This window comes from Nocardioides sp. WG-D5 (genome assembly GCF_054031175.1).
Window position 1 is genome coordinate 3,854,227 of sequence record NZ_CM132928.1, and the last position, 15,383, is coordinate 3,869,609.

At 70.5% G+C, this 15,383-nt stretch carries 13 protein-coding genes and 2 pseudogenes; 14 read left to right on the forward strand and 1 reads right to left on the reverse strand.

Annotated elements, in window-relative coordinates:
* Positions 1-17 precede the first annotated feature (17 nt).
* The 8 genes from ACWZJV_RS18745 to ACWZJV_RS18780 all read left to right on the forward strand — a co-directional run bounded on the left by ACWZJV_RS18745 (position 18) and on the right by ACWZJV_RS18780 (position 8,398).
* Positions 18-617 (forward strand): hypothetical protein, encoded by a 600-nt coding sequence (locus ACWZJV_RS18745; RefSeq protein ID WP_457177792.1) that lies wholly within the window; start codon positions 18-20, stop codon positions 615-617.
* A 48-nt stretch (positions 618-665) separates the two neighbouring features.
* A complete protein-coding gene (locus tag ACWZJV_RS18750; RefSeq protein WP_457177794.1) occupies positions 666-2,288 on the forward strand; it encodes a succinic semialdehyde dehydrogenase in 1,623 nt (540 codons plus the stop codon).
* Positions 2,285-4,003 (forward strand): GMC family oxidoreductase N-terminal domain-containing protein, encoded by a 1,719-nt coding sequence (locus tag ACWZJV_RS18755; protein ID WP_457177796.1) that lies wholly within the window; start codon positions 2,285-2,287, stop codon positions 4,001-4,003. Before ACWZJV_RS18750 ends, ACWZJV_RS18755 begins: the two co-directional genes overlap by 4 nt.
* Positions 4,004-4,252: 249 nt before the next feature.
* A complete protein-coding gene (guaA, locus tag ACWZJV_RS18760) occupies positions 4,253-5,827 on the forward strand; it encodes a glutamine-hydrolyzing GMP synthase (RefSeq protein ID WP_196875512.1) in 1,575 nt (524 codons plus the stop codon).
* Positions 5,828-5,863: 36 nt separating this feature from the next.
* Positions 5,864-6,895, forward strand: coding sequence for a hypothetical protein (locus tag ACWZJV_RS18765; protein WP_457177798.1), 1,032 nt, complete (start codon positions 5,864-5,866; stop codon positions 6,893-6,895).
* Positions 6,896-6,962: 67 nt separating this feature from the next.
* Positions 6,963-7,304: a DUF3140 domain-containing protein gene (locus ACWZJV_RS18770; RefSeq protein WP_457177800.1), complete on the forward strand. Its 342-nt coding sequence runs from the start codon at positions 6,963-6,965 to the stop codon at positions 7,302-7,304.
* Complete coding sequence (locus ACWZJV_RS18775; protein ID WP_008362349.1) at positions 7,301-7,933, forward strand: UdgX family uracil-DNA binding protein; 633 nt, start codon at positions 7,301-7,303, stop codon at positions 7,931-7,933. The genes ACWZJV_RS18770 and ACWZJV_RS18775 overlap by 4 nt, the downstream gene beginning before the upstream one ends.
* A 93-nt stretch (positions 7,934-8,026) precedes the next feature.
* Entirely contained in the window at positions 8,027-8,398 is a 372-nt protein-coding gene (locus ACWZJV_RS18780) for a DoxX family protein (RefSeq protein ID WP_008362347.1), read from the forward strand.
* A gap of 43 nt (positions 8,399-8,441) precedes the next feature.
* Here ACWZJV_RS18780 and ACWZJV_RS18785 read toward each other — a convergent pair whose 3' ends face one another.
* Complete coding sequence (locus tag ACWZJV_RS18785; RefSeq protein WP_008362346.1) at positions 8,442-9,080, reverse strand: GntR family transcriptional regulator; 639 nt, start codon at positions 9,078-9,080, stop codon at positions 8,442-8,444.
* A 147-nt stretch (positions 9,081-9,227) separates the two neighbouring features.
* Between ACWZJV_RS18785 and ACWZJV_RS18790 the strand changes: the two genes are divergently transcribed.
* The 6 genes and pseudogenes from ACWZJV_RS18790 (at position 9,228) to ACWZJV_RS18815 (ending at position 15,381) form a co-directional block, all read left to right on the forward strand.
* Positions 9,228-10,484, forward strand: coding sequence for an NRAMP family divalent metal transporter (locus ACWZJV_RS18790; protein WP_008362345.1), 1,257 nt, complete (start codon positions 9,228-9,230; stop codon positions 10,482-10,484).
* A gap of 5 nt (positions 10,485-10,489) precedes the next feature.
* Entirely contained in the window at positions 10,490-11,269 is a 780-nt protein-coding gene (locus ACWZJV_RS18795) for a LamB/YcsF family protein (protein ID WP_307785688.1), read from the forward strand.
* The gene (locus ACWZJV_RS18800) at positions 11,266-12,060 is read left to right on the forward strand and encodes a putative hydro-lyase (protein WP_457177804.1); all 795 of its coding nucleotides are present in this window, start codon (positions 11,266-11,268) and stop codon (positions 12,058-12,060) included. Before ACWZJV_RS18795 ends, ACWZJV_RS18800 begins: the two co-directional genes overlap by 4 nt.
* Positions 12,057-12,659, forward strand: a pseudogene (locus tag ACWZJV_RS18805) (5-oxoprolinase subunit B family protein); the annotation flags it as partial. The gene ACWZJV_RS18800 and the pseudogene ACWZJV_RS18805, both read left to right, overlap by 4 nt.
* 84 nt (positions 12,660-12,743) lie before the next feature.
* Positions 12,744-13,661, forward strand: a pseudogene (locus ACWZJV_RS18810) (5-oxoprolinase subunit C family protein); the annotation flags it as partial.
* A gap of 1 nt (position 13,662) precedes the next feature.
* Positions 13,663-15,381: an acetyl/propionyl/methylcrotonyl-CoA carboxylase subunit alpha gene (locus ACWZJV_RS18815; protein ID WP_457177806.1), complete on the forward strand. Its 1,719-nt coding sequence runs from the start codon at positions 13,663-13,665 to the stop codon at positions 15,379-15,381.
* The last annotated feature ends 2 nt before the right edge of the window (positions 15,382-15,383 follow it).

A 15,383-nucleotide genomic window follows, 5' to 3' on the forward strand; every position in this document is an offset into this window, starting at 1 on the left:
CGTAGCACTCTGACGCCATGTTTCTGGTCGCAGATCCCCCCGAGCCGCTGGCCACCGAAGATTTCGTGCTCGCCCCGCTCCGGCCCGAGCTGCTCGACCTGGACACCGAGGCCTACCTGGCCAGCCCGGACGTCATCCGCGACCACAGCTGTGGCCGGTGGCCGCTGGAGGGTTTCGGCACCGAGGACAACCTGCCGCTGGTGATCCGGCACTGGTCCGACCACCAGGCGAAGCGCGCCTTCACCTACCTCTTCCTCGACCCCGCGGGCACCTCCTCGCTCGGCTGCCTCTACGTGCAGCCCCTGTTCCCCTACCTGGAGGCGATGGGCGCGGACGCCCAGACCCTCCTCCGGTACGCAGGTGGCTCCACCGCCCGGGTCAGCTACTGGCTCCGCCAGGACCGTGAGCCCGGGCTCGGCGCGGCGGTCGCCGAGCGGCTCGATGAGTGGCTGCGTACGAAATGGCCTTTGGACGCCTATCTCTACCGAGCAACCCCCGCGGAGCAATGCACCGTGCACGCGCTCGATCGGCTGCCCCTGGACCGCGTCGTGATCGACCTTCCGGCCGAGCAGCACGACTACCTGTGGTGGTCCGCGGACGTTCGTATCGTGAGTTAGTGGGACGACTGTCTGGCTTCCGAGACGCCCGTCACATACTCTCGGTACATGAGCGCATCCAACCCGACTTCTTCCGGCGGCCCGATCGTCGAGGGCCCGCTCGATCCCGAGCACGACGCCACGGCGTCCCTGGCCCTCGAGCCTGACTACGTCTCCCGCCTGACCGGCCGCATCGTGGCGACGACGGGGGAGAGCCGAGAGGTCATCAGTCCGCTCAACGGGGCGCCGTTGGCGCACATCCCGCAGTCGAGCGACGACGACGTCGCCGGGGCGTTCGCCAAGGCCCGGGTGGCGCAGGAGAAGTGGGCCGCGACCCCGGTCGCCGAGCGCGAGCGGATCCTGATCAAGCTGCACGACCTCGTCCTCGACCGCCAGGACGAGATCCTCGACCTGATCGTGCTGGAGTCGGGCAAGGCCCGCAAGCACGCCTTCGACGAGCCGCTGCACATCGCGCTGACCGCCCGCTACTACGGGCGCAGGAGCAGCAAGATCCTCGACACCGAGCGCAAGCTCGGCGTCATCCCGATGCTGACCCGGGTCGAGCTCAACCACGTCCCGAAGGGCGTCGTCGGCATCATCAGCCCGTGGAACTACCCGTTCACGATGGCGCTGTGCGACGGCCTGGCCGCGATCGCCGCGGGCAACGCGGTGGTCATCAAGCCCGACTCGCAGACCATGCTCAGCGCCCTCCTCGGCGCCGAGCTGCTGGAGGAGGCTGGACTTCCGGAGAACCTGTGGACCGTGGTCGCCGGACCGGGCTCGAAGGTCGGCACCAGCATCATCCAGCGCGCCGACTACGTCTGCTTCACCGGCTCGACCAACACCGGCAAGATCGTCGCCAAGCAGGCCGCGGAGCGCCTGATCGGCGCCAGCCTCGAGCTCGGCGGCAAGAACCCGATGCTGATCCTGAAGGACGCCGACATCGAGAAGGCAGCGGAGGGCGCGACACGCGCGGTCTTCTCCAACTCCGGCCAGCTGTGCGTGAGCGTCGAGCGGCTTTTCGTCGACGACCAGATCTACGACCGGTTCGTGGAGCGCTTCGTCGCCCGCACCCAGGCGATGACCCTCGGGGCCACCCTCGGGTGGGAGAACGACATGGGCACCCTGATCTCGCAGGCGCAGGTCGACACCGCGACCGCCCACGTCGAGGACGCCGTCTCCAAGGGCGCGCGCGTGCTCGCGGGCGGCAAGGCCCGCCCCGACCTGGCGCCGTTCTTCTTCGAGCCGACCATCCTCGAGGGCGTCACCCCGGAGATGACCTGCTTCGGCAACGAGACCTTCGGCCCGGTCGTCTCGATCTACCGCTTCCACAGCGAGGAGGAGGCGATCGAGCGCGCGAACGACGGCGAGTACGGCCTCAACGGCTCGATCTACAGCCGCGACACCGCCCGCGCCCGTCGTATCGCCCGCCAGATCAAGTGCGGCACGATCAACATCAACGAGGCCTTCGGCGCCACCTTCGCGAGCATCGACGCCCCGATGGGTGGCATGCGCGAGTCCGGCCAGGGTCGTCGCCAGGGTGTCGAGGGCATCCTGCGCTACACCGAGACCCAGTCGGTCGCCTCCCAGGCTGTCCTGCGCTTCGCCCCGCAGTTCGGGATGAGCGACCAGGCGTACGCCAAGTTCATGACCGCCTCGCTGCGGGTGCTGAAGTCGCTGGGCCGCGCATGAGCGGGGGTCACTACGACGTTCTCGTCATCGGCTCGGGGTTCGGCGGGTCGGTCAGTGCGCTGCGTCTGACCGAGAAGGGCTACAAGGTCGGGGTGATCGAGGCGGGTCGCCGGTTCGCCGACGACGAGCTGCCCAACACCTCCTTCGACCTGCGCAAATATCTCTGGGCGCCGGCGATCGGCTGCTACGGCATCCAGCGCATCGACATGGTCAAGGACGCCGTGATCATGGCCGGTGCCGGGGTCGGCGGCGGGTCGCTGGTCTATGCCAACACCCTCTACGAGCCGCTCGACCCGTTCTACGAGGACCCTTCCTGGAGCCACATCACCGACTGGAAGGACGAGCTCGCCCCCTACTACGAGCAGGCCAAGCGGATGCTCGGCGTCACCCTCTACCCGCACCTGACCCCCGCCGACGAGGTCATGCAGAAGGTCGCGGCCGAGGCCGGACGCGGTGACACCTTCCACAAGGCACCGGTCGGCGTCTTCTTCGGAGGCCCTGGCCACGTGGAAGGGCAGGAGGTCGCGGACCCCTACTTCGGAGGGGAGGGCCCCGACCGGCGTACCTGCACGAACTGCGGCGAGTGCATGACCGGCTGTCGCCACAACGCGAAGAACACCCTGGTCAAGAACTACCTCTACCTGGCCGAGAAGAACGGCGCCGAGGTGCACCCGCTGACGACGGTGACCCGCGTCTACCCGGCCAAGACCGGAACCGGGTACGTCGTCGAGACCCGCTCCACCAAGGCCAAGCTGGGGCTGGGCCGGACGAAGCGGTTCACCGCCGACCAGGTGATCTTCTCGGCGGCCTCGCTCGGCACCCAGAAGCTGCTCCACAAGCTCAAGCGCACCGGCGACCTGCCGCAGATCTCCGACCGTCTCGGCGAGCTGACCCGGACCAACTCGGAGTCGATCCTCGGCGCGATCGCGCCGGACACGGCCATCGACTACACCGAGGGCGTGGCGATCACCTCCTCGTGGCACCCCGACGAGCACACCCACATCGAGCCGGTCCGCTACGGCCACGGCAGCAACGCGATCGCGGCCATGCAGACGGTGCTCACCGAAGGTGGTCCGCATCGGCTCCGTCGGTGGCTCAAGGAGATGTGGCTGCAGCGGCGGTCGCTGCGTACGTTCTACGACTTCAAGCACTGGTCCGAGCGCACCGTCATCGCGCTGGTCATGCAGGCGCTCGACAACTCGATCACGACCTTCCCGAAGCGGACGATCTTCGGGTGGCGGATGTCGTCGAAGCAGGGCCACGGCAAGCCCAACCCGACCTGGATCCCCGCCGGCCTCGACGCCGTGCGGAAGATGGCCGGGGTGATGAGCTCGGGGGAGAAGCCGGGGTATGCGGGCGGCACGATCGGCGAGCCGTTCAACAAGCCGATGACCGCCCACTTCATCGGTGGCTGCACGATCGGCGACTCGGTGGAGACCGGTGTCATCGACCCCTACCAGCGTCTCTACGGCTACCAGGGCCTGCATGTCGTCGACGGCTCCGCCATCTCCGCCAACCTGGGCGTGAACCCGTCGCTGACGATCACCGCGCAGGCCGAGCGGGCGATGGCGTTCTGGCCCAACAAGGACCAGGCCGACCCGCGTCCGGAGCTGGGCGCCGCGTACGCGCGGATCCAGCCGGTCCGGCCGGCCGCTCCTGCGGTGCCGGCCACGGCGCCGGCCGCGCTGCAGCTGCCCATCGTTGATGTTCGGTGACCGGACTGTTGCCGTAATGACACCGACTGTGCACGAAGTTTCTGGCAGGAAGTTTTTAGTTGACCCGTAACCGTGGTTAAGAGGGGTCGTTGGAGTGATCAGACCCGGGATTGCTCCCTCCCTAATACATGCCGGGTCTTTTCAGTCCGGGACAGTGATGCCTCGGGCAATCAGGGCCCGGCCACCTCCCTCCCCGGCCGGGCCCTGGTGCATTTCGCGGGCAGCGCGACCCGTCGTTAGGATTCGTGCATGACGCAGGCTCCTGGGGCGGAAGAGCACGATCTGGTTCTCGTGGTGGACTTCGGCGCGCAGTATGCGCAGCTGATCGCCCGCCGCGTCCGTGAGGCGAAGGTCTACTCCGAGATCGTGCCGCACTCGATGCCGGTCGAGGAGATGCTCGCCAAGAACCCGAAGGCGATCATCCTCTCCGGCGGCCCGTCGAGCGTGTACGCCGAGGGTGCCCCCGCCATCGACAACAGCCTGTTCACCGCGGGCACCCCGGTCTTCGGGATGTGCTACGGGTTCCAGCTGATGGCTCAGGGCCTGGGCGGGACCGTCGACGACAACGGCGCGCGGGAGTACGGCCGGACGCCGGTCACCATCGGCGTCCCCGGCACCCTGCTCCGGGACATGCCGCCGGCCCACAACGTGTGGATGTCGCACGGCGACTCGGTCTCCGAGGCGCCCGAGGGCTTCACCGTGCTCGCGAGCACCGCGGACACCCCGGTCGCCGCCTTCGAGAACGTCGACAAGCAGCTGGCGGGCGTGCAGTGGCACCCGGAGGTGCTCCACTCCGAGCACGGCCAGCAGGTGCTCGAGCACTTCCTGTGGGACATCGCCGGCGCGCGCCAGACCTGGACCATCGGCAACATCGCCGAGGACCAGATCGAGCGCGTCCGCGAGCAGATCGGCAACCACCGCGCGATCTGCGCGCTCTCCGGCGGCGTCGACTCGGCGGTCGCGGCCGCCATCGTCGCCAAGGCGATCGGCGACCGGCTGACCTGTGTCTACGTCGACCACGGCCTGATGCGGAAGAACGAGTCGGTCGCGATCGAGAAGGCGTTCCGGGAGTCGACCGGCGCCGAGCTGAAGATCGTCGACGCCGAGAAGGAGTTCCTCGACGCGCTCGCCGGGGTCACCGACCCGGAGGAGAAGCGCAAGATCATCGGGCGCGAGTTCATCCGCTGCTTCGAGCGCGCCGAGGTCGAGATCCTCGGTGACTCCGACGAGAAGGTCGCCTTCCTCGTCCAGGGCACCCTCTACCCCGACGTCGTCGAGTCCGGTGGCGGTGCCGGCACCTCCAACATCAAGTCCCACCACAACGTCGGCGGCCTCCCCGAGGACCTCGAGTTCGAGCTGGTCGAGCCGCTGCGTGAGCTCTTCAAGGACGAGGTGCGTGCCGTCGGCTCCCAGCTCGGCCTGCCCGACGAGATCGTCCAGCGCCAGCCGTTCCCCGGCCCCGGCCTGGGCATCCGCATCATCGGCGAGGTCACCAAGGAGCGGCTCGACATCCTGCGTGAGGCCGACGCGATCGCCCGCGAGGAGATGACCCGCGCCGGCCTCGACCGCGACATCTGGCAGATGCCGGTCGTGCTGCTCGCCGACGTCCGCTCCGTCGGCGTCCAGGGCGACGGCCGCACCTACGGCCACCCCGTCGTGCTCCGCCCGGTCACCTCCGAGGACGCGATGACCGCCGACTGGGCCCGGCTGCCCTACGACGTCATGGAGCGCATCTCCACCCGGATCACCAACGAGGTGAGCGAGATCAACCGGGTCACCGTCGACATCACCTCGAAGCCGCCGGGCACCATCGAGTGGGAATGAGTCGTCGAGCGGTCCCGGCCGTGGACAATGTCGTCCATGACTGAGCCGGACCTCGCTCGACGACTCCTCGACGCCCATGTCGCCCACGAGATGGCGGCGATCCGCGGCGTACGCTTCCTCGATCTCGTCACCGGCGAGATCGACTTCGCGCTGCGCGCTGCCAGTGAGCTGACGCTCGATCAGGTGATGCCGTGCGACCTGATCAAGGAGGTCGCGCTGAAGTACGTCAGCACCTTCCGGCTCCCGGGCGCGATCCCCGAGGTCGCCGGGGCGATCGCGACGAGACTGAGGGCGCACCCCGCCAACGACACCCTGCTGGGTGAGGTGGTCAGCCGGCCGCGGATCGCCGAGCTGGTCGAGGTCCTCGTCGAGATGCGTACGCTGCGCCAGCAGGTCCTGCGCAGCCTGGCCGAGAACTCCGGGATCCAGGCCGGCGTCGGCACCTTGGTGCGCGGCACGGCCCGGGGTGCCGTCGACACCGGACGCCGACTCGCCGACAACCTGCCGGGAGGTGCCTTCGGCTTCTCGATCGCCGAACGCGTCGCCGGCCGGATGGCAGACACGGTCAAGGGCACCCCGGTCGGTGCGGCCGTCGACCAGAGCGCCCGCGAGCTCGCCGAGCGGGGAGCCGGGGCGCTGCTCGGCTATCTCTCCGACACCGCGGCCAGCTCGGTCACCGACGAGGAGGTGTACGACGCGCTGCTCGAGGTCTGGGACGCGCTCGCCACCCGCCCGGTGCGCGAGATCGCCGACCTGGTCGACGACGAGCAGCTGGTCGCGCTCTTCGTCGGGGGCTACCAGGTCTGGCTCGACGTCCGGGACTCGGAGTATCTGCAGGCCTTGGTCGACACGGGGGTCGACTTCTTCTTCGACACCTACGGGAGCTTCACCCTCGACCGGCTCCTGGAGGAGTGGGGCCTGGGTCGCGACGACCTGATCGAGGAGGCTCTCCGCTTCGGGCCGCCGGTGATCGAGGCGCTCGCCGAGGCCGGCGTCCTCGAGCAGCTGATCCGTCGCCGGCTGTCGAGCTTCTACGACTCTCCGGAGGCCCAGGCTCTCCTGGGGTGACGCCCCGCGTGTTCGGCCGCTGCGCTGGGTACCGGATCGGAGCAGTCGATCAGGTAGGAGGCACGACATGGCCGAGACGATCGTCGACGACAGGCTCTGGGAGAACTTCCACCGCGCGGTGAACATGACCTCGCGCGACCTGCGGCAGTGGCTCGCCGTGCAGGGCGCAGGAGAGACGACCGAAACAGAACCGGACCGGGCCGGCAGCGAGCTCGGTCACCGGGTGGCCGACATCCTCGGCAAGCGTCGGGCCGATGTGACTCCGGACGACGTGGACGTGATGCGGCGCGTCGTCGACAAGGTCACCGACCTGCGCGGCGGGGACACCGGCCAGTGGGAGCCGACCGCGGGCGATGAGCACTGGCGCCACCGGCTGATGAACGTCGGACACGACCCGCTGGTCCCGTGAGCGCCGCGGAGTGGGTGCCGGAGTCACCGACGCTGGCCGAGCTGCGCAGCGCCGTCCAGGACTGCCGTGGCTGCGAGCTCTATCGTGACGCCACCCAGGGCGTGATGGGCGAAGGCCCCACGCCCGCCCCGTTGATGCTGCTCGGAGAGCAGCCCGGCGACCGGGAGGACCGCGAGGGCGAGCCCTTCGTGGGCCCCGCCGGCGGCATCCTCCACGAGGCGCTCGCGGACGCGGGGATCGATCCGGAGGCGACGTACACGACGAACGTGGTCAAGCACTTCCGCCACCGCCTCTCGGGCAAGCGCCGCATCCACCAGTCGCCCACCAGCAAGCAGGTCGGCGCCTGTGCGCCGTGGCTGGCCGCGGAGCTGGACCTGGTACGTCCCACCGGCGTCGTCCTGCTCGGCGGGACCGCCGGCAAGGCACTGTTCGGCTCGTCCTTCCGCGTCGGCGAGGCCCGCGGCCATCTGCTCGACTGGCCCGAGGCCATCACCACGGCGACCCTCGACCCCTGGGTCCTCGCGACGACCCACCCCTCCGCCGTGCTCCGGGCGGAGGACGAGCGGCAGGCGACGTACGACGGTCTGGTCGCCGATCTGAAGGTCGCCGCAGCAGCCCTGAAGAAATGACCGCAGAGAAATTGCGAGAGGCGATGTCGAGATCGCCGGTGCACGCTCGACGGATGGGTAAGAGCATCACCACCCACCTCCGAGGAGATCGAGATGAGCACCAACGCACAACGAGCCGGCTGGGTCATCACCGTCCTGGTCACCCTGTTCCTCGGCTTCGACATCGTGACGCACCTGCTGCGGGTCGAGCCGGTCATGGACTTCAACGACAAGATCGGCGCGCCGGGCTGGTTCCCGGTGGTCTGCGGCGTCGTCCTGGGCCTGTCGCTGGTCGCGTACCACGTGCCGGCCACCCGGGCCATGGGGACGGTCCTGATCACCGCCTACCTCGGCGGCGCGGTCACCGTGAACCTGGTCTTCGGGCAGCCCGCCTTCAACACCGTCTTCGCCATCGCCACCGCCGTCCTCGTCTGGGCGGGTGCCTGGCCCCGCGACGAGCGGCTGCGGGGCCTGGTCACCGCCTGAGATAGGCGGCATCGTCGGACTACCCCCTCAACCACGAGGTGTCCTAGCGGCGCAGGCGGGTGAAGGCGCCGAGGACGGTGCGTTCGGAGAGCACGAGGTAGTCCTGCAGTTCGGCCGCGGCCGCGGGCCCGCCCTGCTCGAGGAAGGTCTCGAGCAGGGCGCGGTTGCGGGTGACGAAGGGGGCGTGCAGGGCCTCGGGATTGTCGATCTCGAGGAACGCGAGCCGGAGCTCGGCGGCGATGTCACGGAAGAGCCGCTCCAGGCGCGGGCTGTCGGCGAGGGCGACGATGGCGTCGTGGAACGCCATGTTGGCGGTGCCGACGGTGCGCCAATCGCGTGCTTCGAGGCTGGTCTCGCCCAGTTCCACGGCCTCGCGCATCGCGGCCACGGCGGGGTGCAGCGGGGAGCCCGCGGCCAGGGCAGCGGGCTCGACGTAGCGGCGCGCGCGGTAGATGTCGACGACGTCCGCCACGCCGGGTGAGGCGACCGAGACCCCGCGGTGAGGCACGTGCTCGATGAGGCCCTGCTCCGCAAGCACGCGGAACGCCTCACGGAGCGTGTTGCGCGAGACGCCGAGCTTCTCGGCGAGGGAGATCTCCGACAGCCGGGTGCCGGGCGCGAACTCGCCGTCGATGATCCGCCGGCGCAGGGCGTTCGTCAGGGTGTCCTCGACATCGGGCATGACCGCATCCTAGGGGAATCGCATCCGCGGACAATCGAAACACGATTTTAACGGACGCGACTATCATTGTTGAACAATCGATGTCATCCTGTACTACATCAAGAATGTGGCCCCAACCACACGGCCCGCAGATGCCAGGAGTCCCCCATGACTGACACGACCAGCGCCGAGCGCGCGAAGAGCTTCGCCCGCTCACGCCGAGGACCGATCCTCGGCGCCATCTTCCTGATGGCCACCTCGGCCATCGGCCCCGGCTTCATCACCCAGACCGCGACGTTCACGGCCCAGCTCGGCGCGGCGTTCGCGTTCGCGATCCTGGCCTCGATCCTGATCGACTTCGCGCTGCAGATGAACGTGTGGCGGATGATCACCGTCGCCGGCAAGCGGGCCGGAGACCTGGCCAACGAGGCCGTGCCGTTCTCCGGGCACGTGCTCGCGACGCTGATCGTGATCGGCGGCCTGGCGTTCAACATCGGCAACATCGCGGGTGCCGGCCTGGGTCTCAACGCCCTGCTGGGCATCGACCCGAAGGTGGGCGGCCTGCTCTCGGCCCTGCTCGCGATCGGCATCTTCATGTACAAGCGGGCCGGCCGCGTCGTCGACGTGGTCGTGCTCGGTCTCGGCCTGCTGATGATCGGGCTGACCCTCTTCGTCGCGATCGCGTCGCAGCCTCCTGTCGGCGACGCGCTGCGGCAGACCTTCGTGCCCGACACCCTCAACTTCGCGACGATCACCACGATCGTCGGCGGCACCGTCGGCGGCTACATCACCTACGCGGGCGCCCACCGCTACCTCGACTCCGGCCTCACCGGACCCGAGCACGTGCCGGCCGTGCACCGGGCCTCGATGAGCGGCATCCTCGTCACCGGGATCATGCGCTACGTACTCTTCCTGGCGATCCTCGGTGTCGTGGCCTCGGGCGTCACCCTCGACTTCTCGAGCCAGGCGGCCAACCCGGCGGGTCAGGCCTTCGGAGCCGTGCTCGGCGACGCGGGCATCCGCATCTTCGGTGCGATCTTCTGGGCCGCGGCGATCACCTCGGTCATCGGTGCTGCCTACACCTCGGCCACGTTCATCTCGACCTTCTCGAAGAAGCTGGGGACCGGGTGGCGGCTGCAGGTCGCGACGGTCGCCTTCATCGTGGTCTCCCTCGTCCTCTACCTGCTGATCGGTGCGGCGCCCGCGGCTATCCTGGTCTTCGTCGGCGGCTTCAACGGTCTGATCCTCCCGATCGGCATGACGATCTTCATGTACGTCGGCTGGTTCCGTCAGCGCGACGTCCTGCACGGCTACCGCTACCCGGTGTGGCTGCTGGCCCTGGGGACGCTCGCGACCCTGCTCAGCTGGTACATGGGCATCGTCTCGGTCGGCCCGATCTTCGCCTTCATCGGCATTGGAGCGTGAGCACCGTGAACACCAAGGCAACCATCGACCTGAACTCCGACCTCGGCGAGAACTCGCCCGACCGGGTGGTCGCCGACGACGCGGCCATGCTGGGGATCGTCTCGAGCGCCAACGTCGCCTGCGGCTTCCACGCGGGCACCCCCGAGGGGATCCGTACGACGCTCGCCGACGCCGTCGCCAACGGCGTCACGATCGGCGCGCACCCCGGCTATCGCGACTACGAGAACTTCGGCCGTCGTGCCATGGACATCGAGTCCGCGACGCTGCAGGCGCACGTCGAGTACCAGCTCGGCGCGCTGATCAGCCTGACCACGGCGGTCGGCGGCGCGGTCCGCTACGTGAAGCCGCACGGCGCGCTCTACAACACCATCGCCCGCGACGAGCGGCAGGCACGGAGCGTGGTGGCTGCGGTCAAGGCGATCGACCCGGCTCTCGTGCTGCTCGGGCTCGCCGGCGGCGTCGTCCTCGACGTGGCCGAGAAGGCCGGGCTCGCGACGGCCGCCGAGGCCTTTGCCGACCGCGCCTACACGCCCGGCGGCGAGCTGGTCTCGCGCGCCGAGCCGGGTGCGGTGCTGCACGACGCCGAGGCGGTCGCGGCCCGCATGCTGCGGCTCGCCCGCGAAGGTGTCGTCGAGGCGATCGACGGCACCGACGTGGCCGTACGCGCCGACTCGATCTGCGTGCACGGTGACAGCGACGGCGCCATCCGGATGGCCGCGGCCATCCGGGAGCTGTTCGAGGCCGAGGGCATGGTCATCGCGCCCTTCGCCGGAGCGTCTGCATGACCGCCAGCGCCACCCAGCTGAAGGAGGCGCGCGCCGCGCGCGCCTCGTACCGGGCGGGCGAGGTCGCCCCCACGAGCGGCGTCGCCCACGGCCTCGTGCAGGCGAACCTCATCTCCGTGCCGGCCGACTGGGCCTTCGAGGTGCTGCTCTTCGCGCAGCGCAACCCGAAGCCCTGCCCGGTGCTCGAGGTGCTCGACCCGGGTGCCTACGAGTCGTCCCTGGCGCCCGGCTCCGACCTGCGCACCGACATCCCGGCGTACCGGATCTGGCGTGAGGGCGAGCTGACCGAGGAGGTCACCGACGCCGGCGCGGCGTGGGAGGAGCACCCCGACCTGGTCTCGTTCCTGATCGGCTGCAGCTTCACCTTCGAGGCCGGCCTGGCCGATGCCGGGATCCCGATCCGTCACCAGGAGCTCGGCCGCAACGTGCCGATGTACCGCACCTCGCGCGCGTGCGCACCGGCTGGGCGCCTGCGTGGCGACATGGTGGTCTCGATGCGCCCGATCCCCGCCGACCGGGTCGCCGATGCCGTACGCATCTCCGGGCGCTATCCGGCGGTGCACGGTGCGCCCGTGCATGTCGGCGACCCGGCCTCGCTCGGCATCGCCGACCTGGCCGCCCCCGAGTTCGGCGACCCGCCCGAGGTGCGGGACGGCGAGGTGCCGGTCTTCTGGGCCTGTGGGGTCACGCCACAGGCGGCGATCATGGCCTCGCGCCCGCCGTTCGCGCTCACCCACGCGCCCGGCCACATGTTCATCACCGACGTACGGGATGCGGAGTATCTGGCGTGAGGCGCGTTCTCATCGCATCGGATCAGGCGCTGCTGGTCGAGGAGGAGGACCTCGAGGGCGCGATGCGGCTGCACGCCGCCCTCGTGGCCGCACCTCCGACCGGCGTCGTCGAACTGGTGCCCGCGGCCCGGACGGTGCTCGTCCGGTTCGACCCCACGCTGGTCGACGAGGCGACGCTCGCCAAGGAGCTGTCCCACGTCGAGGCCGTCCACGGCGGTCTTCCGACCGCGGGCTCGGTGACGATCGGCGTCCGCTACGACGGGCAGGACCTCGACGAGGTCGCCGAGCTGCTCGGGGTCAGTGCCGAGGAGGTCGTCGCGCGTCACACGGCCGCGACGTGGCGGGTGGCCTTCACCGGCTACGCCCCGGGCTTCGGCTATCTCGTCGGCGACGACCCGCTCTTCGACGTACCGCGCCGCTCCTCGCCGCGCACCCGGATCCCGGCCGGTTCGGTCGGGCTCGCCGGGACGTTTTCCGGCGTCTACCCGCGGGAGAGCCCCGGCGGCTGGCAGCTGATCGGGCGTACGGACGCGCCGATGTGGGACCTGCACCGGGACCCGCCCGCGCTCCTTGCGCCCGGGATGACCGTGCGGTTCGAGCGGCTCGAGCGTGAGTCCGTCTCGGTCGCCGCGCCGGCCGCGCCCGCCGACGCCGCGGCCCACCCTTTCGCCGTCGAGGTCGTACGCCCCGGCCTCCAGTTGGTGATCGAGGACCTCGGCCGCCCGGGCCATGCCGCGCTCGGCGTCTCGGCGTCGGGGACCGCCGACCGTCGTGCCCTCCGGGCCGCGAACCGAGCCGTCGGGAACGCTCCGGCAGCGGCTGGTTTCGAGCTCGCCGGTGGCGGCGCGGTCCTGCGCTTCACCGGACCCGCGGTCGTCGCGGTGGCCGGCGCGGTCGTCGAGACGACGATCGTACGCAGCGACGGACCCCCGCTCCCGGTCGAGCACGGCGCCGCCACCGCGCTCGAGGACGGTGAGGAGCTGCGTCTCGGCGCGGTGACCGCCGGCCTGCGGGCCGTGATCGCCGTACGAGGTGGCCTGGACCTTCCGCCGGCGCTCGGCAGCCTCTCCAGCGACACCCTCGCCGGCCTCGGCCCCGGTGACCTCGGCGGGCGCCCCCTGCGGGCGGGCGACGTCGTCCCGCTGCGAGGCCCCGCGGCGGCGCCGTACGCCGTGGAACCCGGTGCCGCTCCCGGTGACCAGCTGCCCGCACCCGGTGAGACCGTCGTGCTGCGGATCGTGCTCGGCCCGCGCGAGGACTGGTTCACCCAGGCCGGCGTACGCACCCTCGTCGAGCAGGAGTGGACCGTCACCCCACGCTCCGACCGCGTCGGCGTACGTCTCGAGGGAGCCGTCCCGCTCGAGCGCGCCGTGTCCGGCGAGCTGCCGAGCGAGGGGGCGGTGACCGGCGCGATCCAGGTGCCGCCCGACGGGCAGCCCGTGCTGTTCCTTCCGGACCACCCGCTCACCGGCGGCTATCCGATCATCGGCGCGGTCATCGACCGCGACCTGGACCTGGCCGGGCAGCTGCCGCCCGGGGTCCGCATCCGCTTCCGACCCGTCGCGCCAGAGGCGCCGGCGGCCGAGATCCGAGGAGACTGACATGCGCAGGGTGCTCATCGCCAACAGGGGAGAGATCGCCGTCCGCGTCGTGCGGGCGGTCGCCGAGGCCGGCCTGGTGTCGGTCGCCGTCTACGCCGACCAGGATGCCGACGCGCTGCACGTGCGGCTCGCCGACGAGGCGTACGTCCTGGGCGGCTCCACTGCCGCCGACTCCTATCTCAGCATCGAGTGGCTGATGGCCGCGGCGCAGGCCTCCGGGGCCGACGCGGTGCATCCCGGCTACGGGTTCCTGTCGGAGAGCGCCGAGTTCGCGCGCGCCGTCGAGGCGGCCGGACTGACCTGGATCGGCCCGAGTCCGGAGAGCATCGACAGGCTCGGCGACAAGATCACCGCGCGCCGGATCGCCCAGAGCGTGGGTGCGCCGCTGGTGGCGGGCACCGACCGGCCGCTGGAGTCGGCCGACGAGGCGGTCGCGTTCGCGCGCGAGCACGGTCTCCCGATCGCGATCAAGGCCGCCTTCGGTGGCGGAGGTCGCGGTCTGAAGGTGGCCCGCGAGCTCGACGATGTCGCCGATGCCTTCGAGTCCGCCTCGCGTGAGGCGCTGGCGGCGTTCGGTCGAGGGGAGTGCTTCGTCGAGCGGTTCCTCGAGCGTCCGCGGCACATCGAGGCGCAGGTGCTGGGCGACGGCAACGGTCATGTTGTCGTCGTCGGCGACCGGGACTGCTCGCTCCAGCGACGCAACCAGAAGCTCGTCGAGGAGGCACCCGCGCCGGGTCTGACCGACGAGCAGCGCCGCCGCATCCACGACGCCGCGCGCGACATCTGCGCGGCGGTCTCCTACCGTGGTGCGGGCACCGTCGAGTTCCTGATGGGGGCCGACGGGGTGATCTCGTTCCTCGAGGTGAACACCCGGCTCCAGGTCGAGCACCCGATCACCGAGGCGGTCACCGGGGTCGACCTCGTCGCCGAGCAGCTGCGGATCGCCGCAGGCGAGGGCCTCTCCTTCTCCTCCACCCCGGAGCCCGTCGGCCATGCGATCGAGCTGCGGATCAACGCCGAGGACCCGGGCCGCGGCTTCCTGCCGAGCCCGGGCGTCGTGACGGGCCTGCGGGTCCCCGCGGGCCCCGGGGTGCGCTGGGATGCGGGGATCGAGGCGGGCGACACCGTCCAGAGTGCCTTCGACTCGCTGATCGCCAAGCTGATCGTGCACGCGCCGGACCGCGACACCGCACTCGTACGCGCCCGCCGCGCGCTCCGCGAGCTCTCGGTCGAGGGCGTCGCGACGGTCATCCCCTTCGATCGTGTGCTGCTCGACGACCCGGCGTTCTCGACCGACGGGTTCGCGGTGCACACGCAGTGGATCGAGACCACGCTGATGCCCCGCCTCGAGGCGCAGCGGCGCCCCGAGCGGGCGCCCGAGCAGCCGCTCCGGCGGGTGCCGATCGAGATCGACGGTCGCCGGGTGATGCTCGGACTGCCGGACGACCTGCTGCGGGCTCTCGCCGCGGGCGGGCCTGCACCGGTGGACGGCGCAGCCGAGGCCGCGGACCCGACGGCGCTCGAGGCGCCCGTCCCCGGCGTACTTGTCGAATGGCTCGTCGCCGACGGCGAGAAGGTCACCGAGGGCCAGGACGTCGCGGTCCTCGATGCGATGAAGATGGAGACCCGGGTCACCGCGCATCGTGCGGGCGTGCTCTCCCGCGGCACCGATGTGGGTGGCTCGGTCGCGATCGGGGACGTGCTCGGGAAGATCGAGTAGCT

Bases quoted from the DNA above. Each gene is read 5' to 3' on its own strand.
- ACWZJV_RS18745 (WP_457177792.1), top strand. From the start codon at position 18: ATGTTTCTGGTCGCAGATCCCCCCGAGCCGCTGGCCACCGAAGATTTC.
- ACWZJV_RS18750 (WP_457177794.1), top strand. From the start codon at position 666: ATGAGCGCATCCAACCCGACTTCTTCCGGCGGCCCGATCGTCGAGGGC.
- ACWZJV_RS18755 (WP_457177796.1), top strand. From the start codon at position 2,285: ATGAGCGGGGGTCACTACGACGTTCTCGTCATCGGCTCGGGGTTCGGC.
- guaA (WP_196875512.1), top strand. From the start codon at position 4,253: ATGACGCAGGCTCCTGGGGCGGAAGAGCACGATCTGGTTCTCGTGGTG.
- ACWZJV_RS18765 (WP_457177798.1), top strand. From the start codon at position 5,864: ATGACTGAGCCGGACCTCGCTCGACGACTCCTCGACGCCCATGTCGCC.
- ACWZJV_RS18770 (WP_457177800.1), top strand. From the start codon at position 6,963: ATGGCCGAGACGATCGTCGACGACAGGCTCTGGGAGAACTTCCACCGC.
- ACWZJV_RS18780 (WP_008362347.1), top strand. From the start codon at position 8,027: ATGAGCACCAACGCACAACGAGCCGGCTGGGTCATCACCGTCCTGGTC.
- ACWZJV_RS18785 (WP_008362346.1), bottom strand. From the start codon at position 9,080: ATGCCCGATGTCGAGGACACCCTGACGAACGCCCTGCGCCGGCGGATC.
- ACWZJV_RS18790 (WP_008362345.1), top strand. From the start codon at position 9,228: ATGACTGACACGACCAGCGCCGAGCGCGCGAAGAGCTTCGCCCGCTCA.
- ACWZJV_RS18800 (WP_457177804.1), top strand. From the start codon at position 11,266: ATGACCGCCAGCGCCACCCAGCTGAAGGAGGCGCGCGCCGCGCGCGCC.
- ACWZJV_RS18815 (WP_457177806.1), top strand. From the start codon at position 13,663: ATGCGCAGGGTGCTCATCGCCAACAGGGGAGAGATCGCCGTCCGCGTC.